The sequence below is a fragment of the Hoeflea sp. genome, from assembly GCF_039975035.1.
Classification (GTDB): Bacteria; Pseudomonadota; Alphaproteobacteria; order Rhizobiales; family Rhizobiaceae; genus Hoeflea.
Genome location: NZ_JBDWHW010000065.1, coordinates 1 through 19,162, shown reverse-complemented (window position 1 = coordinate 19,162; position 19,162 = coordinate 1). Strand labels below are relative to the sequence as shown.

14 protein-coding genes and 1 pseudogene are annotated in these 19,162 nt (G+C 60.4%); 6 read left to right on the top strand and 9 right to left on the bottom strand.

Translation table 11 applies throughout. The features are described 5' to 3' along the window. Positions 1-618 precede the first annotated feature (618 nt). The 3 genes from ABJN75_RS04980 to ABJN75_RS04970 all read left to right on the top strand — a co-directional run bounded on the left by ABJN75_RS04980 (position 619) and on the right by ABJN75_RS04970 (position 4,287). The gene (locus ABJN75_RS04980; protein WP_348437449.1) at positions 619-1,785 is read left to right on the top strand and encodes an acetyl-CoA acetyltransferase; all 1,167 of its coding nucleotides are present in this window, start codon (positions 619-621) and stop codon (positions 1,783-1,785) included. Next, positions 1,782-2,552 (top strand): SDR family NAD(P)-dependent oxidoreductase, encoded by a 771-nt coding sequence (locus tag ABJN75_RS04975; protein ID WP_348437447.1) that lies wholly within the window; start codon positions 1,782-1,784, stop codon positions 2,550-2,552. Before ABJN75_RS04980 ends, ABJN75_RS04975 begins: the two co-directional genes overlap by 4 nt. 271 nt (positions 2,553-2,823) lie before the next feature. Further along, complete coding sequence (locus ABJN75_RS04970; RefSeq protein ID WP_348437445.1) at positions 2,824-4,287, top strand: aspartate aminotransferase family protein; 1,464 nt, start codon at positions 2,824-2,826, stop codon at positions 4,285-4,287. A 24-nt stretch (positions 4,288-4,311) separates the two neighbouring features. Here the strand turns inward: ABJN75_RS04970 and ABJN75_RS04965 are convergent, their stop codons facing one another. From ABJN75_RS04965 to ABJN75_RS04955, 3 genes are all read right to left on the bottom strand, one after another. After that, on the bottom strand, positions 4,312-5,154 hold the full coding sequence (locus tag ABJN75_RS04965; RefSeq protein ID WP_348437443.1) for an EamA family transporter: 843 nt from the start codon (positions 5,152-5,154) through the stop codon (positions 4,312-4,314). 232 nt (positions 5,155-5,386) lie between these two features. Then, on the bottom strand, positions 5,387-6,460 hold the full coding sequence (locus ABJN75_RS04960; protein WP_348437441.1) for an extracellular solute-binding protein: 1,074 nt from the start codon (positions 6,458-6,460) through the stop codon (positions 5,387-5,389). Between the two features lie 331 nt (positions 6,461-6,791). Continuing rightward, positions 6,792-7,442: a transglycosylase SLT domain-containing protein gene (locus ABJN75_RS04955; RefSeq protein ID WP_348437439.1), complete on the bottom strand. Its 651-nt coding sequence runs from the start codon at positions 7,440-7,442 to the stop codon at positions 6,792-6,794. A 374-nt stretch (positions 7,443-7,816) separates the two neighbouring features. Here ABJN75_RS04955 and ABJN75_RS04950 point away from each other — a divergent pair, with 374 nt between their 5' ends. The 3 genes from ABJN75_RS04950 to ABJN75_RS04940 all read left to right on the top strand — a co-directional run bounded on the left by ABJN75_RS04950 (position 7,817) and on the right by ABJN75_RS04940 (position 12,463). Continuing rightward, positions 7,817-8,821 carry an asparaginase gene (locus ABJN75_RS04950; RefSeq protein WP_348437437.1) on the top strand — a complete coding sequence of 335 codons (1,005 nt, stop codon included), beginning with the start codon at positions 7,817-7,819 and terminating at the stop codon, positions 8,819-8,821. A 139-nt stretch (positions 8,822-8,960) separates the two neighbouring features. Next, on the top strand, positions 8,961-11,066 hold the full coding sequence (locus tag ABJN75_RS04945; RefSeq protein ID WP_348437435.1) for a S9 family peptidase: 2,106 nt from the start codon (positions 8,961-8,963) through the stop codon (positions 11,064-11,066). A gap of 209 nt (positions 11,067-11,275) precedes the next feature. After that, entirely contained in the window at positions 11,276-12,463 is a 1,188-nt protein-coding gene (locus tag ABJN75_RS04940; RefSeq protein ID WP_348437433.1) for a TadE/TadG family type IV pilus assembly protein, read from the top strand. Between the two features lie 68 nt (positions 12,464-12,531). Here ABJN75_RS04940 and ABJN75_RS04935 read toward each other — a convergent pair whose 3' ends face one another. The 6 genes and pseudogenes from ABJN75_RS04935 to ABJN75_RS04910 form a co-directional block, all read right to left on the bottom strand. Continuing rightward, positions 12,532-13,455: a cytochrome c gene (locus ABJN75_RS04935; protein ID WP_348437431.1), complete on the bottom strand. Its 924-nt coding sequence runs from the start codon at positions 13,453-13,455 to the stop codon at positions 12,532-12,534. Between the two features lie 40 nt (positions 13,456-13,495). After that, on the bottom strand, positions 13,496-13,942 hold the full coding sequence (locus ABJN75_RS04930; RefSeq protein ID WP_348437429.1) for a cytochrome c: 447 nt from the start codon (positions 13,940-13,942) through the stop codon (positions 13,496-13,498). Positions 13,943-14,130: 188 nt separating this feature from the next. Further along, positions 14,131-14,733, bottom strand: coding sequence for a superoxide dismutase (locus ABJN75_RS04925; RefSeq protein ID WP_348437427.1), 603 nt, complete (start codon positions 14,731-14,733; stop codon positions 14,131-14,133). Positions 14,734-15,099: 366 nt separating this feature from the next. Then, positions 15,100-15,189 (bottom strand): annotated as a pseudogene (locus tag ABJN75_RS04920) (LysE family translocator); the annotation flags it as partial. Positions 15,190-15,221: 32 nt separating this feature from the next. Beyond that, complete coding sequence (locus ABJN75_RS04915) at positions 15,222-15,533, bottom strand: hypothetical protein (RefSeq protein ID WP_348437425.1); 312 nt, start codon at positions 15,531-15,533, stop codon at positions 15,222-15,224. Beyond that, a complete protein-coding gene (locus tag ABJN75_RS04910) occupies positions 15,530-18,724 on the bottom strand; it encodes a type ISP restriction/modification enzyme (RefSeq protein ID WP_348437423.1) in 3,195 nt (1,064 codons plus the stop codon). Before ABJN75_RS04910 ends, ABJN75_RS04915 begins: the two co-directional genes overlap by 4 nt. Positions 18,725-19,162 lie beyond the last annotated feature (438 nt).

The following is a 19,162-nucleotide window of genomic DNA, read 5'->3' as shown; positions in this document are numbered from 1 at the left end:
GAACGGTAAATCGTGCTTTGGACTTGTTGTGCTAATTGGCACGACAGACACAATTTCGCTTCGATAAGGGAGCTTTGGAGAGATTATTATCACAGGCCGCGCCTTGACCATCTCCGGTTCTTTGAACCCTCGAAAGTCACAAATGAGAATCTGGCCCGCGCGCGGATAAAAACCAATGGGCAATCATACGGCCTTTTTCTTGTATGACCCTCGTGGTCCCCGCTTGGGTGCGCGAGCATCAATCAAACCTACAACCTAACCCATATCACGCAAAGTTTCGGAAACACCAGCACCCATGGCGGGCGACATACCAAGGCTCTTGTGCGTTAGGCAGAAATTGTAGTGCACGAAATACAGTGACAGCAGGTGCAGTTGGTTATCAACTTTCTTTGAAAAGGCATTGGTCAGTCGCGTCCCTCGGCACAGCAGGCCACAGACTTTGATCAGGCCCATAGGCCGGCCTGAACCCCAAACCCTGTTCGGACGTCACCAATAACCGGGCTTCCGTTGGCCCGGATTGGCCTGTCGATGTTCGATGAATCCGTTCTCCCCTTTACAAAGCTGTCGCCGCGTCCAAAATGCGCGCCATCAAAGACAAGATTCCCGGAGAAGCTATTTATGACTGCCTGCATCATTGGTTGGGCTCACACGCCCTTTGGCAAACACGCCGACGAAACCGTGGAAACCCTGGTCACGAAAGTGGCCCGCGAAGCGATCGAGCATGCCGGGCTCGAAGCCGGCGATATCGACGAGATCTATCTCGGCCATTTCAACGCCGGGTTTTCCGCGCAGGATTTCACCGCCAGTCTGGTGTTGCAGGCCGATGACGCGTTTCGCTTCAAGCCCGCCACGCGGGTGGAAAACGCCTGCGCCACCGGTTCGGCTGCCGTGCATCAGGGCATCAAGGCGATCCGCGCCGGGGCGGCGCGCCGGGTGCTGGTGGTCGGCGTCGAACAGATGACCACGACGCCGGGGCCTGAGATCGGCGCCAATCTGCTCAAGGCCTCCTACCTGCCCGAAGACGGCGAGACACCCGCTGGCTTTGCCGGCGTCTTCGGCAAGATCGCCGACGGCTATTTCCAGAAATATGGCGACCAGTCCGATGGTCTTGCCGCCATTGCCGCCAAGAACCACAAGAACGGCGTCGACAATCCCTGGGCGCAGATGCGCAAGGATCTGGGCTTCGAGTTCTGCCGCACCGAGAGCGAGAAAAACCCCTATGTTGCCGGTCCGCTCAAGCGCACCGATTGCTCGCTGGTCTCCGATGGCGCCGCCGCCATCGTGCTCTCCGATGTGTCGACCGCGATGCAGGCGCCGCGCGCCATCCTGTTCCGCGCCGCCGAACATGTGCAGGACTTCCTGCCGATGTCGAAACGCGACATTCTGGCTTTCGAGGGCTGCGCCGAAGGCTGGAAGCGGGCGTTCGCCAACTCCGGAACATCGCTTGATGATCTTTCCTTTGTCGAAACCCATGACTGCTTCACCATTGCCGAACTGATCGAGTACGAGGCGATGGGCTTGGCCAAGCCCGGGCAGGGCGGCGATTTCGCCATGAGTGGCGAGACCGGGAAGGATGGCCGTCTGCCGGTCAACCCGTCGGGCGGACTGAAAGCCAAGGGTCACCCGATCGGCGCCACCGGGGTGTCGATGCATGCACTCACCTCGATGCAACTGACCGGAGAGGCCGGCGGCATCCAGGTCAAGGACGCGACACTGGGCGGCATCTTCAACATGGGCGGCGCCGCGGTGGCCAACTACGTCTCCATCCTCGAGCGCATCCGGTGAGCACAAGCCTCGCCTGCCACGGCGTCGCCGGCCACGTTGTGGTCACCGGCGGCGCGTCGGGCATTGGCGAGGCAACCGTGCTGGCGCTGATCGACGAGGGTGTCGCGGTCAGCATTCTCGATGCCGACACCGAAGCAATCGCCCGCACCGAGGACCGGCTTGCGGGCGAGGATGTGCTGGCATTGGTGTGCGATGTCACCGACGAGGAGGAGGTGGCCGAGTGCCTCTCACAGGCGGTTGATGCTTTCGGTCCGGTCACCGGTCTGGTCAATTGCGCCGACATTGACCGCGATATCCCGGCGGAGAAAACCAGCGCCGAGATCTTTCGCGAGGTTCTCGACGTCAATCTCACCGGCAGCTTCATCGTCTGCCGCGCGGCACTCGAGCAGATGGGCGATGCGCTGTCGATCGTCAATCTGGCCTCGGTCTCGGGCCAGAGCGCCAATGCCGGCCGCGTCGCCTATGGCGCGTCCAAGGCCGGCGTCATCATGATGAGCCAGGTGCTGGCCAATGAATGGGGCGCCAGCGGTGTACGCGTCAATGTGGTGGCGCCCGGCGCCGTCGACACGCCGCGGACCTCGAAAGTCCACTCGATGGAGCAGCGCAGGCTCTGGACTTCGAGAACCCCGCTCGGCCGCTATGGCCGCACGCAAGAAGTGGCTAACGCCATCCTGTTCCTGCTCTCCCCCGCCGCCAGCTACATCAACGGCCATGTGCTCACCGTCGATGGCGGCTTTTCCACTTCCGGGATCATCGCCGGGCGGTGAGTTTCATCGCAGATCTGCAGGCAAGGCGCCTTGCCGCGCTGGCATTGCCGCGTATTCTATAGCCCGCAACCGGATGCTTTCTGCTCTTCACAATGATGCCGGACCGGCCCGTCGGTTTGACATCTTCGGAAATTTCCAACTATCCTCCTTGGTCCCCTGGCATCTTTCGAAAATGTCGGTCGGGATTGTGCAAGAGGCGTGACGCGACTGTCCAAAAAGGGTGACTTTGACGCGCACGACCTGAGGCGCGGTGCCCTTGCAGGGAGGGCACATGGATTACGAGACACTCGATCCCGAAGACTGGGCGCAAACCCAAAAATTGGCCCATGCCCTGGTTGATCGCGCGGTCGATCATACTTCCAATGTGAGAAACCGCCCGGTCTGGCGCGACATGCCCGCCGATATCAGGGATCGCTTCCTTACCTCTGCGCCACAGACCGCCACGCCTCTGGAAGACATCCTGCGCGATGTCGAAGACACGGTGATGGCCTATCCGATGGGCAACACCCATCCACGCTTCTGGGCCTGGTATATGGGAACCAGCAATTTCACCGGCGCCATGGCTGATTTTATTGCCGCTGTCCAGGGCTCCAACCTTGGTGGTGGCAATCACGCGGCGGCGTTGATGGACCGGCAGGTTGTCCAATGGCTTCGTGAAATGACTGGCTTGCCTGAAGGCTCGAGCGGCACGCTGGTAAGTGGCGGCTCGGTCGCCAACCTGATCGGACTGACAATTGCCAGGAATGCCAAGGCCGGTGTCGACATTCGTGAAGAAGGTCTGATGGCAATGCCGGCGGCTTTGCGGTTTTATGGCTCTGACCAGATGCACAGCTGCCACCAGCAGGCGATGGAAACGCTCGGGTTGGGAAACCGCGCCTTGTCCCGGATTGCAAGCGGCGACGATCTGACGATGGACCTGAATGAATTGAAAGCTGCCGTGGCCAAGGACCGGGCGAACGGCATCGTCCCTGCCTGCGTGATCGCTACCGCCGGGACAGTCAATACCGGCGCTATAGACAATCTGGCGGCAATCGCCGATTTCTGCCATGAGCAGGATGTCTGGTTTCATGTCGATGGTTGTATCGGCGCGCTTGTCGCCATTGCGCCTCAAAATCGCTGGCGGGTCGAGGGGATCGACCGCGCCGATTCAATCGCCCTTGATCCGCACAAATGGTTGCATGCGCCGTTCGAGGTCGGGTGTGCGCTCATTCGCTCGAAACAGGCACATTTGTCCACGTTTTCGCTGACACCTGAATATCTGAAAACTGCAAAACGCGGCTTGGCTGCGGCGCAATGGCTTCATGATTTCGGCATTCAGACGTCGCGCGGGTTTCGCGCGCTCAAGGTCTGGATGTCGCTTCGCGAGCACGGTGTTGAAAAATTTGGACGGCTGATAGATCAGGATATTGCCAAGGGCGCCTGTCTGTCGCGCCTGGTCGAGGCCGCAGACGGTCTGCATCTGATGTTCCCGACCAACATCAACATTGTCTGCTTTCGCTATGATCCCGGCGGTCTGGACGAAGCGGAGCTGAAATCACTGAACATCGAAATCATGCTCCGCCTGCAGGAGAATGGAATTGCAGTGGTCTCGGATACGACTGTTCACGGCCAGCATTGCCTGCGTGCCGCGATCAACAATCACCGGACACGAAACGATGATCTCGACTTGCTGGTTCGCGAGGTGCAAAACCTTGCAAAGACCATTCTTGGCGAAGTCGGAGCGCCCCGAGCTTAGCCCGCATAGGCCTGAATTCGGCTGTTATGCCTGCCGCCGGATCGATACGCCCACCGCTGTTGCGCCGATCACCAGTGCCATGCCGGCCCACTGCAGCGGGTTGAACCATTCGCCCAGCGCGATCGCCCCGATGGCTGTCGCCACCACCGGGCTGGCCAGCGCCAGATAGACCGCGCTCGGCCCCAGCCGGCCGATGCCGCGGGTCCAGACGAAATAGGCAAACGCGGTGCCCAGCAGCATCAGCCAGCCATAGCCGATGATTTCCGTAAGCCTCGGCGCCGGCGGCAGCCCCTCGACGACCAGCGCCACCGGCATCAGCATCGCCCCGCCGAAGATCAGTTGCCAGGTTGTGGTCTCGAGCGGCGATCCCATCCGCCCCCAGCGATCGATCAGCACCGTGCCTGCCGCCATCGACAATGCTCCGCCGATGGCCGCCGCCACCCCGATCGGGTCGGGCCGGGCCTCGGGCGACAGCACCAGCAGTCCCACGCCGACAATGCCGGCGATGCCCGCCAGCAACTGCACCGGATGCGGCGCGCGGCCGATCAGCCAGGCCGAGACCAGGATCACCACCAGCGGCTGGACCGCGCCGAGCGTCGCCGCCAGCCCGCCGGGCATCCGGGCGGCAGCGACAAACAGCAGTGCGAAGAACACCGCGATATTGCTCAATCCGATCACCGCGTGGCGTTTCAATGCCGCCACCGGCGGTATCCGCGGGTTCAGCATCAAAAGAATCAGCCCGGCCGGCAGCGCCCGCATCGCGCCGGTGAGCAGCGGATGGCTGAGCGGCAGTGTTTCGGTGAACACCGCATAGGTGGTGCCCCAGAGCATCGGCCCCAGAAGGGTAATCAGGATTGTGCGCAACATGGATTGATAAGGAGATTCCGGTGGGCCTGCCGCAAGCTTAGCGATCCACCGGCGCGGTGCAATCGCGAAATGGAACGCCGCGTATGCGATCCTCATGCGCGCCGGCGGGAGAGGGAGCGGCACGCCCGGTCAGCCTTTGCCACCGGACCACCCGACCGGCGCCGGTCGACGACTTCGAAGCAGAGATCGGCAGCGCCGGGGAGGAGTGTTCTCCCGGCGCTGCCTGTAGCGTTTAGTTGGCGGCCTTGATCCGTTCGAGCACCTTGCCCTCGAGATCTTCGACGCCGGGCAGGATCCGTGCGGCAAACTTGATATTGGCCAGGTCTGCCTCGGTGAAGGCGCCGGCGACAATTGACTTCATGTCGCCGGGCAGCAGATCAATCCCGTTGGTGGTTGCAACGATCGAGCCGGTGCTGGCGGAAATCAGCGGAATGATGTCCGGGCGGAGCACGAAGTTGATCCACTTGTAGGCTGCATCATCAGCCTCGCCCTTCTTGGGCAGGGTGAAGGTGTCGATCCAGCCGAGCGTGCCGGATTTTGGCGGCACATAGACGAGATCCGGATTCTGCTGGTTGAGCTTGAAGGCGGTCGAGTCCCACGTATCGGATGCCACGACTTCACCCGACATCATCAGGTTGGCCAGATCGTCGCCGCCGGTCCAATAAGTCTTGATGACGCTCTTGCAGGCGATCAGCTTTTCGGAAACCTCGTCAAGGATCTTGCCGTAGGCGTCGAGGTCGGCGTAAGCCTCATAAGGGTTGTAACCAAGCGCAAATGCGGACCCGACAAGGATCGACCGCTTCAGCCGCATCGACGTCCTGCCTTCATATTGCGGGTCGCAGATATCCAGCCAGTCCTTGATTTCGGGTGCCTTTGACTTGTCGACGACCAGGCCGGAGGTGCCCCACATGTGCGGGATGGAATAAACCACGCCATCGACTGCGGCGACCCGCTTGACCTGTTCCAGGAAATCCGGACGCAGTGCATCGGTGTCGATCCTGGCAAGATCGATCGGCTTGTAGATGTCATATTCCTGCTGGGCTGCGGCGACGCGGTTGAAGCCGGGTTGCGCGAGGTCAAAGCCGGCGCCGCCGGTGGCGCGCAGTTTGGCTACCATTTCCTCATTGTTCGAAAATGTCGCCTCGACGGTGATTTCGGGATACTCGGCTTCGAAAAGCTTGATCACTTCCTCGGGCGCATAGCTGCCCCAGGTGAGCAGGCGCAAGGTCTCTGCGTTGGCGACACCTGCCGATACCGCGATGATCACCGTCGCGGTCGCCAACAGTTTTCCTACCAGTAGTTTCATAGTTTCGTCCTCTCGTGGCGCAGCGCGCCGTTCCGGCTTTTGCCCTTGTTATCGATCCTGCAGCCAAACCGCCCGGTCGGGGGGAACGAGCATCGGCTCCCCGGATCAACGGTTTGAAGACCTCATCAGATGACCGGAGTGGTCCAGTCGAAAGGTCCATTCTCGACTTTTGGGCAGACCAATTTGGGGTGGCCGCGAGAACCGGAGAGCAGATCTTCCGGGCCTGATTGGTCTCTCTTGCGGCACCGGAGACCCGCAAAATCAGCCGCTGATCGGCCGGATGCTGGATCCGGCGCAGAGCTGTCCCGAGCAAACAGCAACAGCTGCGCCGTCAACCGATCAGTCCCGGGCGCAGCCCCTCGGTGAGCACAGCCTGCACCTTGGCCGCGGCTTCGGCCTTGGTCACAGAACCGTTGCCATCGGTATCGAGTCCGCGATTGAGCTTGTAGGCCTTTGAGCCTTTGCGGAACAGCACGTAACCCGGCTGCTTGTCGACCGCGCGGGGAAACAGCACCGCCATATAGGCGCTTGCAAGATCGGTCATCCTGCCGGCATGGGGCGCGAGGTATTTCTCGACATAATCGAGCTGGTCGACAGCATCCATCGCCGCCAGCCTGCCGGTTGTGGTCCCCAGCCCTCTGGCGGTGGCGGGCATGAACTGGATCAGGCCGGTGGCGCCGGAGCCAGCGCGATTGCTGACAGCCGGGTCGAAACTGCGTCCGGTCTCGAAGGCCATGATCGCCATCAGATGGCTGGGGTCCATGTTAAGCCGGCGGGAGATGGCGATGGTCTTGCGCTTGAACTCGCCTGAAACTCTGGCGCCCCAGGCGATCCTCGTTTCGGGTTGGACAGGTTTCTGGGAGAGTGGCGAGGCAGCCGCTGCGGGAGTGGGCGAGGCGGCAGTAGCGGCTGTGTCGGCTGAAGCCGCCATCCAGCGTGGCAGCCATGAAAACAGCGATGTGAAGATTGAAAGCTGAGCCATGATAGTCTCCGATTTTTCCTGGTGGGGCTGGAGACAAGTCTAGCTGGGCGCACAAGCGTGGGGATAAACCGCAAGCCTGAAATCCCTGTTTCGCAATCCCGCGCCGCAGCCATTTCATCGCCCCGGCGATTGCTTCCGCCCACTCGCCGGGGGGCGATAACCGCGAATTTTCAGTTGCTTGCCAAACTGCGGATGCGATCCCGGCACATCATCCGGAAAACACTGCAACCGGCATGGGTTGAACGACACTGTGAGGTTTCGACGCTGTTTCATGCACAGCTCTTGCCCAAAATGGCTGCTTCTGCGATCAGTTGGACCAACGAACCGGACCCGATCCGGCCTTCACCCGCTCTCGTCATTGCCAGGAAGCCCCCATGTCCAATCCCGTTCTCGTCGAAGTCACCCGTGGCCAGATGGTTGAAAGCCGACATCGCGGCATGGCCGTGGTGATGGATGGCGACGGCGCGGTGGTGCTGAGCCTGGGCGACGTCGAAACCCCGGTGTTTCCGCGCTCGGCGGTCAAATCCATGCAGGCGCTGCCGCTGGTCGAAACCGGCGCTGCCGACCGCTATCATTTTGGCGACAAGGAGCTGGCGCTTGCCTGCTCATCCCATTCCGGCGAACCCGAACACATGCGGATGGCCGGCGATATCGTTGCCCGCGCCGGTCTGTCGGAAGCCGATTTTGAATGCGGCTGCCATTGGAGTTCCGAGCAGAAAGTGCTGATCGAGCAGGCTCGCGCCGGCGACAAGCCCAACCAGCTCGGCAACAATTGCTCCGGCAAACATTCAGGCTTCCTCTGCCTGTCATGCCATGCCGGCGTCGATCATCACGGCTATGTCGGCTACGATCATTTCGTCCAGTCATCGGTGCGCGACGTCATGGCAGATCTCACCGGCACCGCGCTCGGTCATGACAATTGCGGCACCGACGGCTGCTCGATCCCGACCTATGCCGCCCCTCTCAACACCATCGCCCACGGCTTTGCCCGCATGGCGTCCGGCACAGGCCTCGGACCCGAGCGCGCCAGGGCCGCGCAACGATTGATGTCAGCCTGCATGGCCGAGCCCTGGTATGTCGCCGGCACCCGCCGCGCCTGCACCGAACTGATGAGCATCGCGCCCGGCAAGATCTTCGCCAAGACCGGCGCCGAGGGCGTCTTCTGCGCCGCCATCCCCGAAAAGGGCTACGGCATCGCGCTCAAATGCGAGGACGGCTCCACCCGTGGCGCCGAAGCCATGATCGGCGCGGTGCTGGCCAGGCTGTTTTCCGATGACGAGCAACTCTCGTCCCGGCTTGGCGATTGGTCGCGCAAGACGCTGAAGAACTGGAACGGCATCGAAGTCGGCCGCATTCGCCCGGCGGGTGATCTGGCCTGACCTCGTCAGCGCTCTTCATGCAGCAATGACATCGCCGGGCAAATGCTGACAGGGTGGATTTAACCCGCCGTCACCTTGATCGCTCACTCCGTGAGCTCTATGTCGGGGTGCCGGCTCTTTGCCAGCCGCCTGTCCGATCATGGAGTTGTTCTTGTCCGTATTTGCAAATCTGCCTGCTGCCCCCGTCGCTGAAAAACGCCCTCTCAGTGATACCCGCCATGGTGTCACCCGCACCGATGACTATGCCTGGATGCGCGATGGCAACTGGCAGGCGATGTTCAAGGATCCCTCGATTCTCGATCCGGCGATCCGCACCCATCTGGAGGCCGAAAACGCCTACCAGCAGGCCGCCATGGCTGACACTGCAGAGCTGCAGAAAACCCTGTTCGCCGAAATGCGCGGCCGCATCAAGGAAGACGACAGCTCGGTGCCCGCGCCCGATGGTCCCTGGCTTTACGGCGTGCGCTTTGTCACCGGCGGCGAACAGCCGAAATATTTCCGCGTTCCGCGCACGGGTGGCGATGAGCAGATCATGCTCGACGGCGATCTCGAGGCCGAAGGCAAGGCCTATTTCCGGCTCTCCGGCACCGCTCACTCGCCCGATCACGCGGCAATGATCTGGGGCTATGACGACAAGGGCTCGGAATTCTTCAGCTTGAAGGTGCGCGACCTTTCGACCGGCGAAGACAGCGCGGAGTTGATCGAGAACACCGGCGGGGGCGGCGCATGGGCCGCCGATTGCACCGGGTTCTTCTACACCGCTGTCGATGACAACCACCGCCCCAGCAAGATCTTCTATCATCGTCTGGGAACCGCGCAGACCGACGACGTGCTGATCCACGAGGAAACCGATTCCGGCTTCTTCATGGGCGTCTCCGGCTCGAGCCTCAATGATTACATCATGATCGGCATCAACGATCACGAGACATCGGAATGCTGGGTGATGCCTGCAACCGATCCCGCCGCCAAACCGCAACTTGTGGCCAGACGCCAGACCGGCGTCGAATATGCGCTGAGCGAAGGCGGCGATGTGTTTTTCATCCTGACCAACGCCGATGGCGCCAAGGATTTCAAGATCATGCAGGCCCCGGTCACCGCGCCGGGACTTGAAAACTGGAGCGAGGTGGTGCCGCACAAGCAAGGCCGGCTGATCCTCTCGGTCAGCGCCTACCGCAATCATCTGGTCTGGATGGAGCGCGAAAACGGACTGCCGCGCATCGTTGTGCGTGACCGGACAACCGGCGAAGAGCACGCCATCGCCTTTGACGAGGAAGCCTATGCGCTCGGCTTCCACGGATCGATGGAATACGACACCGATATCGTCCGCTTCAGCTATTCCTCGATGACGACGCCGTCCGAACTCTATGATTACAACATGACCACGCGCCAGCGCACGCTGCTCAAGCGCGACGAGGTGCCCTCCGGTCACACTCCGGGCGACTATGTCACCCGCCGCGTCATGGCGCCCGCGGAAGATGGCGAACTGGTGCCGGTGACGCTGCTCTACCGGCGTGACACGCGCCTTGATGGAACAGCCCCCTGCCTGCTCTATGGTTATGGCTCCTACGGGATAGCGATCCCGGCCGGGTTCAACACCAATTGCCTGTCGCTGGTCGATCGCGGCTTTGTCTATGCCATCGCTCATATTCGCGGCGGCAAGGAAAAAGGCTTTGGCTGGTATGAGGCCGGCAAGCGTGGCAACAAGACCAACACGTTCACCGATTTCATTGCCGCCGCCCGGTATCTCGACAACGAAAACTTCACCTCGCACGATCGCATCGTTGCGCAAGGCGGCTCCGCCGGCGGCATGCTGATGGGGGCTGTGGCCAATATGGCGCCCGATGCCTTTGGCGGCATCATTGCTGCGGTTCCCTTCGTCGACGTGCTCAACACCATGCTCGACGACACCTTGCCGTTGACGCCGCCGGAATGGCCCGAATGGGGAAATCCGGTCGCCTCGCTTGATGATTACCGGACCATCGCCGGCTATTCGCCTTACGACAATGTCGCAGCTCAGGCCTATCCGCCAATCCTGGCGGTGGCCGGCCTGACCGATCCGCGCGTGACCTATTGGGAGCCGGCCAAATGGGTGGCGCGACTGCGCGAAGTGTCCACCGGCAACGCCCCGGTCCTGTTCAAGATCAACATGGCAGCGGGTCATGCCGGCGCTTCGGGCCGGTTTCAGCGGCTCGAGGAAATTGCCTATGAATATGCCTTTGCGCTCAAGATCGTCGGCAAGACCTGATCAAACGGTGCTCTGGAGGCCCGCCGCTGTTCTGTTTTGGATCGCAATCGTGCCCGATAGGTGTGAGTTGAGCCCTGGTGCCGGGGTTCAACCGTAAATCTGTTTCAGATTAGAATTTACTAACATTTTACCAGTTCGCTTAAGCCAATAGTCACGGGCCTGCGCGTATTCTGTTTGCATAAGTCTTTCCAGGCGAACGGAGTCTCGTCATGACCAAGACAGCCATGATGGCTAGAATGTTAGAACTGATCCGCAAGACGGATGGCAATTTCGCCATGATGGCGGCCATCCTGGTGCCGGTGGTGTTTGTTGCCGGAAGCCTGGCGCTGGATACCACCAATGCGCTGTCGATGAAAACCCATCTGCAGAATGCTACGGACGCGTCGGCGCTGGCAACCGCGAGCCAGCTGGCGGCGGGAACTCTCGACGAGGCCGATGCCAAGGCCTATGCCGCGAAATTTTTCCAGGGGCTTGTCAGCGAGGATTCCAAGGCCTTCACCGAATTCTCCGCAGTGCCCACCGTGACGATCGTCTCGAGCGGCAGCGGCAAGAAAACCGTTTGGCAGGTCAAGGTCGACGCCGTCGGCACCCAGGAAGCAACAAAGTTTGCGCGGCTGTCGGGCCGCAACGAACTCAAGGTCGCCATCAGCGGCACGTCGGAATCGGCGCTGGATGCATCCAATCCGCTTTCGATGATGCTGGTGCTGGACCGCTCGGGATCGATGAGTTGGGGCTCGGTAAAGGAAACCGTCCCGGCCTATTGCGGATGGGGCCGCTGGACTTACCAGTGCGGCACCAGGGAGATCCTGACCGGAACTCCCAAGATGACCGTTCTCAAGGAAGCTGTCGGCAATCTCGTCGATCACATCTCCGAGTCCGACACCACCAACGAATATGCCCGGATTGGTGCTGTGGCCTACAACTTCGAGACCGTCGCCAGTGACAAGTTCAATCCGACCTGGAACAAATCCGGGGTCAAGGACTTCGCCAACGCTCTGGTCGCGGAAAACGGCACATACTCTGTCGACGCGATGGAATGGGCTGTTGATACGGTCACCGGTTCGGGGGAAATCAACGAGCATTTTTCCAAGAACCAGTCAAAAAACCCGCTGAAATTCATCGTGTTCATGACCGATGGCGAGCACGACACCGGAAGTGAATGGAAGGATGACTACGCCGACAAGACCACCAAGCAACATTGCCAAACAGCCAAGGACAACAAAGTGACCATCTTTTCGGTGGCTTTTCAGGCGCCAGAGCGGGGGCAGGCCCTGCTCAAGGCTTGCGCATCGGGCGACGACCGCTATTACGACGCCCAAAGTGCTGACGAGTTGCTCAAGGCCTTTACCGATATTGGCAAGGAAGCCGCCGCGCAGGTGACCCGCCTGACCAACTGACCGCGCAGCAGTGCGTTCAGTTGAAAGTCAGTGAAAGCCCGCAAGCCTCGTTCATTCCCAGCCCCGGTTCACTCCCAGCCATTGGGCCGTTCGGGCAGCGCCTTGAGATAGGCGGCGATCGCATCCCGGTCGGCGCCTGTCAGATGCGTCATGTTCTTCTGCACCTCCACCATCGATCCGCCGACGCTGTCGAAATCCGGGGTGAAGCCGCTTTCCAGATAATAGGCGATGTCGGAGGCGCTCCATCCACCGATCGACTTGCCGCCCGGCGTGAGATTGGGGATCACCCCTTCGCCCTCGGGGTTTTGCGCGCCCGACAGCCAGGCGTCGCTGACAAAGCCGCCGATCGGGTTGCGCGGCGTGTGGCATTCGCCGCAATGGCCCGGTCCCTCGACCAGATATTGCCCGCGCGCGATCTGCGCATCGTTGGCGGCCGGCGCCACGCGCGGCTGATCGGTGAAGAACAAAAATTTCCACCCACCCAGCGACCGGCGGATGTTGAACGGAAACCCGACCTCGTGCGGCAGCGAGGCGATGTCGCTGGCAGGCAGGGTTTTGAGAAACGCGAACAGGTCGGCGATGTCGCCATCGCTCATCCGCGTGTATGAACCATAGGGAAACGCCGGATAATAATGCCCGCCATCGGGCGAAACCCCGGCCAGCATCGCATTGGCGAAGTCGGAGATCGACCAGGCGCCGATGCCCGCGTCCGGATCGGGCGAGATATTGGGGCCGATGAAGGTGCCGAAATCGCTTTTCAGCCGCACCCCGCCCGACAGCACCAGCTGCGCCTCGCCGGTCGAGCCGGGGGCCGCATGGCAGGAGACACAGCCGCCGGCCCAGAACAGCGTCTCCCCGGCCTCGGCATTGCCTTCAAGCGCGGCGATTGCTTCCAGCCGTTCGGACCCCACGGGGCGCGGTGCGGTGACGACGAACGCCACCGCCGCACCGGCCAGGGCGGCCAGGCCAAGTGAGAGCACCAGCCGGTTCACGGCTGGCGCCCGATCGATACAGCAAGGCCCGGCAAGCGCATCAGCTCTTCTTCAGACGGTAGGTCTCATGGCAGGCGCCGCAATTCTTGGTCAGCGGTCCGAATACCGCCTTCAGCCCGTCGAGATCGGCGGGAGCAGCGGCAACGCCGGCATCGGCATCGGCCTTGAAGGCGGCCATCTTGGCCTTGAAGCCGTCCATGTCGGTCCAGATCGCCGGTGCGGCTTCGGTTTCAAATCCGGTGTCCGACCCTTCGGGGAAATACGCGCCGATTGTCCCTGCCACTTCGCTGATCGTGCTCAGCGCCGCCAACACGGCGGCGGCGTCGTAATCGGCCTCGCCCTTGACCATCTTGGCCATGGCGCCGGTTGCGCCGCCGACTTTCTTCATCATTTCCTGGCGAACCACTTGCGGTTCGTCAGCGGCGAGTGCGGGCGCAAGACCTGCGGCTCCGATGAGGGCTGCGGCGAACAAGGTGCGAAATTTCATGAGGTCTCTCCTGGTGATCGTTAATCGGCAGAATGCAGGCCTGACATCATGGGTGCAAGCACCCTTTGACAGGCAAGTCACTTTTTGTTGAACACTGTGTAACGGCAAAATCCGTCCCGCGGCCACAAAAAAGCCCGGAGCGTTGGCATCGCTCCGGGCTTGTTGATGCTGGTACAGGCCAAGCCGGCTCAGACGGCGGCTTCGTACATTTCAGCGACATGATCCCAGTTGATCAGATTGTCGATGAACGCCTCGAGATATTTCGGCCGCGCGTTGCGGTAGTCGATGTAGTAGCTGTGTTCCCACACATCGCAGCCCAGCACCGGCGATGCGCCGTGCATCAGCGGGTTTTCGCCGTTCGGTGTCTTCATGATTTCAAGCTTGCCGTTCTTCACCGCCAGCCAGGCCCAGCCGGAGCCGAACTGGCCGACGCCGGCGGCGACGAAATCGGCCTTGAACTTGTCAAAACCGCCGAGATCCGAAGCGATCGCCTTTTCCAGCGAACCCGGCATCTTGGAGCCGCCGCCGCCCTTCTTCATCCACTGCCAGAAATGCAGGTGGTTGTAGTGCTGGCCGACATTGTTGATCAGGCCGGCGTTCTTCTCGTCAAAGGCTGCCTTGCAGATCTCTTCGAGCGACTTGCCGGCAAGCGGGCTGCCTTCCAGCAGCTCATTGCCCTTGGTGACATAGGCCTGATGGTGCTTGTCATGGTGAAATTCCAGCGTCTCGCGCGACATATAGGGCGCAAGCGCATCGTAATCATAGGGCAGGGCTGGCAGTTCGAGGGCCATGTGTCTCTCCTCATTTGTGAAGTGTCGCGGAGCTTTTATGCCCCGTCATGCAACGCAACATAGGCGCGCCGTCTCTGGCAGGCAACGGGTCAGCGCCAAAAAGGTTTCCTCACTGTGCCCCCTCATCCGTCTCGACGCTGGCGCGTCGATCCACCTTCTCCCACGAGGGGAGAAGGATTGGTGCCCCGTTGCGAATCTCGCCTTGCCCCCAGCCACCGTGCGTGGCCCGGCATCGAGGTGGTAACCATCGGTTCCGCCGGGGCCGTGCCCCTCGCGCCGGCCTTTGCTTCTCCCCTCGTGGGAGAAGGTGTCAGCGAAGCTGACGGTTGAGGGGGCCTTGCCTCAGCACCAGCCGCACCCCCATCAGCGCCCCAGCCCCGTCGCCAGCGTATAGATCACCCCGGTGCCGGGCAAAAGCACCACGATCAGCGTGGTAATGAGAAATTCAAGGCTCATGGCGCAGGTCTCCGGCGGGCGGAAGTCAGTGGCTAGCTTCCTGGAGTCTCATTCAAGGCCCCGAGCCTTTTGCGAGCCCGTTCTATTTCGATTGGTTCAAACAGATGATGCCATTTTTCGTTGTTCACCACCAGATATTCAACGGTAAGATCAAGCCGGTCATGGCCCGTCAGGAACGCATAGCCATCGGAAATTGTATCCGCATTTATCAATTTCTTGGCCGTCCCCAAACCGCCATGGTCATGGAGCATCCGCAAAAAGATGCGCGCATTGTAACCGAGCTCCGCTTTGGCGGTTGTGTAAATACCGTGCATGGCTTTTTCAAAGCCTATCGGTCCCTTCATCGCTTCGCTCCCTTCATCGCCTCGGTGATCGCCACCGTCTCGACGCTGACCCGCGTCACCCGCGCCAGAAGGTCGATCACGGTGTCCTTGTAATCGGCGAAGCGGTAGGTGTTGAATTTCTCACGGATGGTCGGGTCGCGCGGTGTCTTTTCCTTGTACTGGTCCAGTATCCAGTCGAGGCCCGAACGGTTGCCGAGCCGGTAGCTCCAGACTTCAGCCGGAATGCCGGTCAGTTGCGTCTCGCTGTCGAGCCTGATTGTGCCATTGTCATGATCGGATTTGAGCATTGCCTTGGGCGCAACGCCTGCCTCGCGCGCCCGCTCGTCAGGCTCGTCAATCCGCTCCAGCGGCCATGGCTCCACCGTCTCGTAGCCGATATGCAGCGCCATCAGTCTCTCGCCCCAGTCCGCCCATTGCCAGAAATCCGGATAGAACGGAATCCGCGGAAATTCGCGCTTCAGATTGATCGCGTATGTCTCCCGGTACACCGGATCATGCAGCACGCCATAGACATAATGGAAGATCGCGTCCTTGGAGATGGCGCCGGGCTTGCCGCCGGCCCTCCCTTCTCCCCTTGTGGGAGAAGGTGTCAGCGAAGCTGACGGATGAGGGGGTCCGAAGGACGGGTCGAGACCCGTGGCTCGACCCTGCGCGGCCGCCCCCTCATCCGTCTCGTCGCTTCGCGCCGATCCACCTTCTCCCGCAAGGGGAGAAGGAAGTGGCTTCCCATATGCCGCCCGGAACTGCTTGAGCGCCCAGTCGGTGATGTTGTCGATCTTCTCGCCGTCCTTGGAATAGCGGTAGCGGGAGATGACCCTAGAATCGCCGATAAAATGGAAGTCTACCGGAAAATCGCTAGCAAGGCATCGAAAATTGCCGCCATTCGGGAAGGCAATGTGAAAGTTATCAGATCCATCTTGCTGAACCATAAATCCTAACTCATCGATCAATAAAGGCGACAGATATGCCTTGAGACGTAGGAACGGTCGATAATTATACGCTCGCATGTGTGCTTGGCTGAATTGTTCGGATTTCGATGCGGTCCATTTTGATTTTAGATTTCGTGACCATTTAAGTCGGCTATCAAGGGAGCCGATCTCCAATGAGCGCGAATATAGACGTAATGCCAGTTCAACCTTTCTCCCTAATTCGACAGGTGAATGATCAGTCACCCAGTGGTCACGTGCTGTATTAACACCGTTCCCAAACTGCTTGAAAATAGCCCGATCCTTGGCTCCCTTTTTCCCAGCCTTCTCAGCCTTGCTTGCAACCGGGATCAACTCATCCCAATTGTTTTCTGTCAGATTGATCCAGTTGGCGTTCTTGTCCGGCTCGATCCGCTCGAATTTCACTCGACTGGCCGGATTGGCGGCAAGCCAGTCGAGCTTGTCCTGTGCCGTGTCCATTTCCGGGCGGCGGACATAATGGATCTTTTTGTCCTTGGCGCCCTTGTGCTTGACCATGAAGGCGATCGCCACGCCGGTCTGGATGCCGAAGACATTGTTTTTTGTGCCAGAGAGTTTGGGGTTGGCGCGCACATCGCCGCCCAGATCCACCACATAAATGTCGGAGAATTCGTCCGCGACGCAGTTGCGGAAACCGTCGAAAGTGCGGCTGTCGATGAACGAGCGGTTGGTGATGAAGGCCAACACGCCGTCATCATGCAGCCGGTCCGAGGCCCAGCGATAAAACCGCGCATACATGTCGTAGACCTTGGTCTTTTGCGCGGTCGACCTGCGGATGTAGCTTGATTTGATCAGCTCATCGACGCGGCGATATTCGCGGTTCTTGTTGTTGTCGTTCTCGTTCTGCTGGTTGGCATTATACGGCGGGTTGCCGATGACCACCGAAATCTTCTTGGAATTCTGCCGTTGCACACGGGCGATATTTTCATCGCTCATTGCGCCAAACAGATCGTGCTGATGGCCCGATTTGATGCCCAGCGCTGCGACATTGTCGAGTGTGTCGACAAAGCACAGATTGGGGAACTCGGCGAACTGGCCGGTCACCGCCGCATAGGTCGCCTCGATGTTCAGATTGGCCACGTAATAGGGCAGGATCGCCACCTCATTGGCATGCAGCTCGTTCTTGTATTTGTGCGCAAGCTTGTCCGGCTGGCCGCGAAAATATTCGATCAGCTCGCAGATGAAGGTGCCGGTGCCGGTGGCCGGATCGAGGATTTCCACATGGGGATCGATCAGCGCCTTGCCGAAATGCTTTTGCGTCAGCCAGTCCGCGCCCTCGATCATGAAGCGCACGATCTCGTTGGGCGTGTAGACCACGCCGAGCCGGTCAGCGGCCTTGGGATTGTAGACCTTGTAGAAATTCTCATAGATCAGCTTGAGAAAGGTCTGCTTTTCCTGATGGTTCGAGATCTGCGCTGCATTGGCCCGGATCGCCGCGTAATAGGGCTCGAGCGTTTTCAGCGTTTCCTTTTTCACCGCCCCGGTGAAAAACGCGCCTTCCAGCCGGTAGAGCTCGCGGGCAATGTTGTTTTCGCGGTGAAAATCGCCTTCGTTGAACACATGCGCGAAGATTTCCTCGGTCAGGATGTGCTGGATCAGCATTTCCCGCACATCGGCTTCCGCCAGATGCGGGTTTACCGTTTCCTTGACATGGGCGAGGAACCGCGTGGCTTCAGTCTGAAATTCGGCATTGTCCGCATAGGCATCGTTGATTTTCTCCCGCAGCGCTTCCAGCACATGCGGCAGATCGGCCTTGAACAGCTCCACTGCCTTGCGGAACTCGGCGATTTCCGCCCGTTCATAGCCGAAGAACAGGTTGAGCAGTTTCAAAAGGTTCTCGGTGTCCGCCATCTTGCAGCGGAACGCTTCCTGCCGGTGCTGGATCAGCACCGCCTCTTCGGTGTTCTCAAAGATGATGTTGTCCTGCGGATAGCCGCGCGCAAACTTCTTGACGATTTCATCGTCAAGGTCGTCCTTGGTGTCCTTGGCTTCCCAGTAGCCCAGCGGCACCCGCAGATCATGCAGGATGGTTCCGTCGGGATAGACCTTGGTCTTCTGGCCGGTGGCGTAATCGAGTTCCGCAACAAACAGCAGATTGTTCTGCCGCGCCCAGGCTTTGAGCAAATCCTTGAACGCCTCACGCACGGTTTGCTCGTTCAGCGAGCCGGAAAGCTTTTTCAGCCGGTCGAGATCATTCAAAAAATGCTGGACAAGCTGCTGGCTCATGATTCCCCCGGAAATTTCCTGCTCCCGTTGAACCAGCTTTCCGTTGCCACCTCAAGAGGAGGCGCGCCGCGCGCCGCTCAACTGCAAGACCAACGCAATCCCGTCATCCCGTCCGGTCCGGACAGCGCGCTTCCGATCTCCCCGGCAAGGGGAGAGACCGGACGCCGCAAAAACCGCCGGATCCGTGCACGAAATCCGGCCCGCGCCCCAACATTTCCAACCGCTTACTCCAAAATCGCGCCAATCTTTTCCCCACATCGCGCGCCCATGCCATACTCCACTTGCTCCCGCCGCCCGGATGGATCGCGAACGCTTCGGTTCAGGTGGGAGGAAGGCCTTTCGGGCTTGCCGTAACGTGCGGCGGGGATCCGGGAGGAGGCGGTGACCAGTGTGGCTCCGTCGGCGGACTGGCTTGCCTGGATGGCTGCGCCGGTTCAG

Excerpts from the sequence above, each read along its gene's own strand:
- ABJN75_RS04960 (WP_348437441.1), bottom strand. The coding sequence starts at position 6,460 with ATGAAACTACTGGTAGGAAAACTGTTGGCGACCGCGACGGTGATCATC.
- ABJN75_RS04925 (WP_348437427.1), bottom strand. The coding sequence starts at position 14,733 with ATGGCCCTCGAACTGCCAGCCCTGCCCTATGATTACGATGCGCTTGCG.
- ABJN75_RS04980 (WP_348437449.1), top strand. The coding sequence starts at position 619 with ATGACTGCCTGCATCATTGGTTGGGCTCACACGCCCTTTGGCAAACAC.
- ABJN75_RS04950 (WP_348437437.1), top strand. The coding sequence starts at position 7,817 with ATGTCCAATCCCGTTCTCGTCGAAGTCACCCGTGGCCAGATGGTTGAA.
- ABJN75_RS04965 (WP_348437443.1), bottom strand. The coding sequence starts at position 5,154 with ATGTTGCGCACAATCCTGATTACCCTTCTGGGGCCGATGCTCTGGGGC.
- ABJN75_RS04970 (WP_348437445.1), top strand. The coding sequence starts at position 2,824 with ATGGATTACGAGACACTCGATCCCGAAGACTGGGCGCAAACCCAAAAA.
- ABJN75_RS04940 (WP_348437433.1), top strand. The coding sequence starts at position 11,276 with ATGACCAAGACAGCCATGATGGCTAGAATGTTAGAACTGATCCGCAAG.
- ABJN75_RS04930 (WP_348437429.1), bottom strand. The coding sequence starts at position 13,942 with ATGAAATTTCGCACCTTGTTCGCCGCAGCCCTCATCGGAGCCGCAGGT.
- ABJN75_RS04915 (WP_348437425.1), bottom strand. The coding sequence starts at position 15,533 with ATGAAGGGACCGATAGGCTTTGAAAAAGCCATGCACGGTATTTACACA.
- ABJN75_RS04955 (WP_348437439.1), bottom strand. The coding sequence starts at position 7,442 with ATGGCTCAGCTTTCAATCTTCACATCGCTGTTTTCATGGCTGCCACGC.
- ABJN75_RS04945 (WP_348437435.1), top strand. The coding sequence starts at position 8,961 with ATGGAGTTGTTCTTGTCCGTATTTGCAAATCTGCCTGCTGCCCCCGTC.
- ABJN75_RS04910 (WP_348437423.1), bottom strand. The coding sequence starts at position 18,724 with ATGAGCCAGCAGCTTGTCCAGCATTTTTTGAATGATCTCGACCGGCTG.